The 5,221-nt window shown below is 40.5% G+C and carries 4 protein-coding genes and 1 other RNA gene; all 5 read left to right on the top strand.

The window, feature by feature from the left end; genetic code table 11:
* Nucleotides 1-162 precede the first annotated feature (162 nt).
* The 5 genes from ffs (at nucleotide 163) to ACVPON_RS05330 (ending at nucleotide 4,789) form a co-directional block, all read left to right on the top strand.
* Nucleotides 163-258: signal recognition particle sRNA small type (gene ffs / locus ACVPON_RS05350), an RNA gene on the top strand.
* A gap of 252 nt (nucleotides 259-510) precedes the next feature.
* Nucleotides 511-1,860 (top strand): glucose-6-phosphate isomerase, encoded by a 1,350-nt coding sequence (locus ACVPON_RS05345; protein WP_462876900.1) that lies wholly within the window; start codon nucleotides 511-513, stop codon nucleotides 1,858-1,860.
* A gap of 419 nt (nucleotides 1,861-2,279) precedes the next feature.
* A complete protein-coding gene (locus ACVPON_RS05340) occupies nucleotides 2,280-3,731 on the top strand; it encodes a PTS ascorbate transporter subunit IIC (RefSeq protein WP_462876898.1) in 1,452 nt (483 codons plus the stop codon).
* A gap of 201 nt (nucleotides 3,732-3,932) precedes the next feature.
* Nucleotides 3,933-4,211 carry a PTS sugar transporter subunit IIB gene (locus ACVPON_RS05335; protein ID WP_076995218.1) on the top strand — a complete coding sequence of 93 codons (279 nt, stop codon included), beginning with the start codon at nucleotides 3,933-3,935 and terminating at the stop codon, nucleotides 4,209-4,211.
* Nucleotides 4,212-4,303: 92 nt separating this feature from the next.
* Nucleotides 4,304-4,789 carry a PTS sugar transporter subunit IIA gene (locus ACVPON_RS05330; protein ID WP_462876895.1) on the top strand — a complete coding sequence of 162 codons (486 nt, stop codon included), beginning with the start codon at nucleotides 4,304-4,306 and terminating at the stop codon, nucleotides 4,787-4,789.
* Nucleotides 4,790-5,221 lie beyond the last annotated feature (432 nt).

Below are 5,221 nucleotides of genomic sequence, written 5' to 3'. Positions count from 1 at the left end.
ATTAGGTTTTAGAGATAGAAGATAAGGGGAGAGGAAGATGAAAATGAGCCATCCTTGCTTCAAAAAAAGTGCTTAATAAACAAAGTGATATAAGAAAACGTTCATGCGTTTGACGTGATGATGGAACGAGAATGCTTGCACAATCTGTGATTTATGGTATAATACTAGGTGGAGCAACATCAGTGCGTGAAGCGGGTCAGGGGAGGAATCCAGCAGCCCTAAGCGATGTCGGGTGTGTGCTCTTTTTATCTTTTTTCTTACTATTATAAATGCTTCTGTTTTAAAATAGAATGTAGGAATTAGTCGATATAGAAACAGTATTCAATATAGCTTAGAAAACCTGTCAAAAGGGGGATTGGGATCAAGGAGATATTGAAAACGTGATTTTTTCACAATTTCAAGAAAATATGTCAATTATTTTATGAAAATGAATGAAAATAGAGAATTTCCTTGAAAAAAATTCAATAAAGCGTTATCATTAGCTATATAGAAAAAATGGAGGACTTAGGAATGGCACATATCCAATTTGATTATTCAAAAGTTTTGGGACAATTCGTTGCTCCAACAGAATTGGACTTTTTGCAAAGCCAAGTGACAGCACTTGACGCAGACTTGCGGAAGGGTACTGGAGCAGGAGCTGAGATGCTTGGTTGGCTTGACTTACCAGAAAACTATGATAAAGAAGAATTTGCTCGCATTAAAGAAGCTGCAGCAAAAATCCAAGCAGATAGTGAGATATTGGTAGTTATCGGGATTGGTGGTTCTTATCTCGGTGCAAAAGCAGCGATTGATTTCTTGAATACTTCCTTTGTAAACTTGCAGAGCAAGGAAGAGAGAAAAGCACCACAAATTTTGTACGCAGGTAACTCAATTTCTTCTAGCTATTTAGCTGATTTGGTAGACTACGTGGCAGATAAAGATTTCTCGGTGAATGTGATTTCAAAATCAGGAACAACGACAGAGCCTGCGATTGCCTTCCGTGTCTTTAAAGAATTGCTCGTGAAAAAATACGGTCAAGAAGAGGCTAATAAACGCATCTACGCAACAACGGATCGCGAGCGCGGTGCTGTGAAGGTAGAAGCAGATGCAAATGGTTGGGAGACATTTGTTGTGCCAGATAATGTTGGCGGGCGCTTCTCTGTATTGACCGCAGTAGGCTTGCTTCCAATTGCAGCTTCAGGAGCAGACATCACAGCCCTTATGGAGGGAGCAAATGCGGCTCGTAAGGACTACACATCTGACAAGATTGCCGAAAATGAGGCTTACCAATACGCAGTTGTCCGTAATATCTTGTATAGAAAAGGCTATGTGACTGAGATTTTGGCCAACTATGAGCCGTCCTTGCAATACTTTAGCGAGTGGTGGAAACAACTAGCGGGTGAATCAGAAGGCAAGGACCAAAAAGGAATCTACCCAACTTCAGCCAACTTCTCAACGGATTTACATTCATTGGGACAATTTATCCAAGAAGGTTATCGGAATATTTTTGAGACGGTCATTCGTGTTGACAAGCCGAGAAAGAATATCTTGATTCCAGAAATGGCAGAAGATTTAGATGGTCTTGGCTACCTTCAAGGAAAAGATGTTGACTTTGTAAACAAAAAAGCAACGGATGGTGTCTTGCTTGCACACACAGATGGTGGTGTACCAAATATGTTTGTGACCCTTCCGCAACAAGATGAGTTTACCCTTGGCTATACAATCTACTTCTTTGAGCTTGCAATTGCCCTTTCAGGCTACTTAAATGGTGTTAATCCATTTGACCAGCCAGGAGTAGAAGCCTATAAGAAAAATATGTTTGCCCTTCTTGGCAAACCAGGATTTGAAGAACTTGGAGCAGAGTTGAATGCTCGTCTTTAATCCCTAACAAGACAATTGAGCCAGCCAGCAGGCTGGTTTTTTTAGTTGTGCAACTTGTCAAATGCTTCCACTTCTATTCCAGATTGGTAAAGGTTGGAAATAAAACGAGTGCAACTCGTGTCAAACGCTCTCGTATCTTGATTTAATTGAACTCGAGCTACAACTCACTGTCAATAAAACGAATCCAGTGGATTCGTTTTACCCGAGCCTAGAAACTGGAAAGCGAGGTTAAATCTCATTGGTTGCAAGCCAACCTGCTTCGATTGTCTATTTTTTCTAGGAGTTGCTTAACGCTCTCGTATCTTATGACAGTCCAAATGTGAACACATGCCTGTGTTTTATTTGGTCTTTTTGTATGCGTTTGCAAAGACTATAATGAGAATAGGAAAAACAAAAAATACAGAAAAGGGGAAAATAGAATGGAGATTTTGAAAATCATTCTGAATTGGTTCTCGCAAAATATCTTGCAGAATCCAGCCTTCTTCGTCGGACTTTTGGTCCTTGTTGGTTATGCTCTCTTGAAAAAGCCGGGGCATGATATCTTTGCAGGTTTTGTGAAAGCAACAGTCGGGTATATGATTTTGAACGTAGCAGCAGGAGGTTTGGTAACTACTTTCCGCCCTATCCTTGCAGCGCTTAACTTCAAATTTAATATTGGGGCGGCAGTTATCGACCCTTACTTTGGCTTGACAGCAGCGAACACGAAGGTTCAAGAAATGTTTCCAGACTTTGTAGGAGCAGCAACGACAGCTCTCTTGATTGGGTTTGGAATTAATATCTTACTCGTTGCCTTTCGAAAGATTACGAAGATTCGGACCTTGTTTATTACAGGTCACATCATGGTCCAACAAGCAGCGACAATCTCACTCATGGTGCTCTTTTTAATTCCACAGTTGCGCAATGGTTTTGGTGTAACAGCTATCGGAATTATCTGTGGTCTTTATTGGGCAGTCAGCTCTAATATGACAGTTGAAGCGACTCAACGCTTGACAGGTGGAGGCGGATTTGCCATCGGTCACCAACAACAGTTCGCCATTTGGTTTGTTGATAAGGTGGCTGGAAAACTTGGTAAAAAAGAAGAGAACTTGGATAATTTGAAATTGCCAAAATTCTTGTCGATCTTCCATGATACAGTAGTTGCTTCTGCGACCTTGATGTTGGTATTCTTTGGTGCGATTCTCCTAGTCCTAGGACCAGATGTGATGGCAAATAAAGAGGTTATTACTTCAGGAACACTGTTCAACCCAGAAAAGCAAGATTTCTACATGTACATTATCCAAACAGCCTTTACCTTCTCTGTTTACCTCTTTATCTTAATGCAAGGGGTACGGATGTTCGTAACGGAATTGACCAATGCCTTCCAAGGAATCTCAAGTAAACTTCTTCCAGGGTCATTCCCAGCGGTAGACGTTGCGGCTTCCTATGGTTTTGGATCGCCAAACGCAGTACTATCCGGTTTTGCCTTCGGCTTGATTGGACAGCTGATTACCATCGTGTTATTAATTGTCTTTAAAAATCCAGTTCTGATTATAACCGGTTTCGTGCCAGTGTTCTTTGATAATGCAGCGATTGCAGTATATGCAGATAAACGTGGCGGCTGGAAAGCAGCAGTTATCCTCTCCTTTATCTCAGGTGTGCTTCAAGTAGCGCTTGGTGCTGCCTGCGTTGCCCTACTTGATTTGGCAGCTTACGGTGGTTACCATGGAAATATTGACTTTGAATTACCATGGTTAGGATTTGGCTATCTCTTCAAAGCACTTGGTATTATCGGCTACATTTTGGTATGTGTCTTCTTCCTTGCGATTCCGCAAATCCAATTTGCTAGAGCCAAGGATAAAGAAGCCTATTATCGTGGAGAAGCTCAAGAATAATCCTATCTAGCAAAATAGCAAATGGAGCTAAAAAGAATCTTTTGGGCTCCATTGGCTTCAAATGATGATAGCACCTTGTTTAGTCCCTTAGACTGTTAGAGGTTGTCAGCTATCAAAACTAGTAATAGTAATTAGGTTATCAATTTATATTTTTATATATTTTTTAAAAAATAAAACATCATTTATCTGGAGGAAAAGAAAATGGTTAAAGTATTGACAGCGTGTGGAAATGGTATGGGATCATCTATGGTGATTAAGATGAAGGTAGAAAATGCCCTTCGTAATCTTGGCCAAAGTGATTTTACAGTTAACTCTTGTAGCGTGGGTGAGGCAAAAGGTCTTGCGGCAGGATATGACATCGTCATTGCGTCTATTCATTTGATTGATGAATTGCAAGGGCGTACCAATGGTAAATTAGTTGGTCTTGACAATCTTATGGACGATAACGAAATCAAGACAAAATTGCAAGAAGTGCTGTAATAGTCTTCAAAGAAATATAGCAAACAGAATAGTGGTTTAGAGGCTGGGATGATGCTTCCCAGACTCTTTGATAGAGGGGCAGGAGAAACTAGATGAATTTGAAAAAAGCCTTTACAGAAAATCAGTCCATCCGTCTGGGCTTAACAGCTGAGACTTGGGAAGAAGCGGTGCGCTTGTCAGTTGAACCCTTGATTGAAAGTGGAGCGGTCAAAGAAGAATACTATCATGCGATTATTGAATCCACTAATGAACACGGTCCTTACTATATCTTGATGCCAGGTATGGCAATGCCCCATGCCCGTCCAGAAGCAGGTGTCGTACGCGATGCTTTTTCCCTTATTACATTGACTAAGCCGGTTGTATTTTCAGACGGTAAGGAGGTTAGTGTTTTATTGACGCTTGCTGCGACAAGCTCAGATATTCATACATCTGTTGCAATTCCACAGATTATTGCCCTCTTTGAATTGGAAAATTCTATTGAGCGCTTAGTGAATTGCCAGTCAGAAGAAGAAGTTCTTGCCATGGTGGAAGAGTCTAAGAATAGCCCCTATCTTGAAGGGTTGGACTTAGAATCCTAATATCCTTAGTTCGCTTTGATTTTTGTAGTTGGATACAGAGTTCTTAACGGGCTTTGTGTCTTGAGTTAACTGAGTTCGGACTAAAAATGGTAGAAAAAAGATGAATCGTATTGATTACGTTGGTAATCTTCTCCAATTCCCTATTTTTCTTTCCATTTTCTTGACGTCCTCACATCTTAATTGAACACGCCCTAAACTCTGTGTAAAAACGATAAACTTTTGCTAGACACAAGCGTCCTTGCAAAGTTTCCTATTTTTACTTTGAGTTCTTAACGGGCTTTGTGTCTTGAGTTAACTGAGTTCGGACTAAAAATGGTAGAAAAAAGATGAATCGTATCGATTACGTTGGTAATCTTCTCCGATTCCCTATTTTTCTTTCCATTTTCTTGACGTCCTCACATCTTAATTGAACACGCCCTAAACTCTGTGTAA

Source organism: Streptococcus sp. 1F3, assembly GCF_054968985.1.
This window is presented reverse-complemented; position numbering and strand designations above follow the sequence as displayed.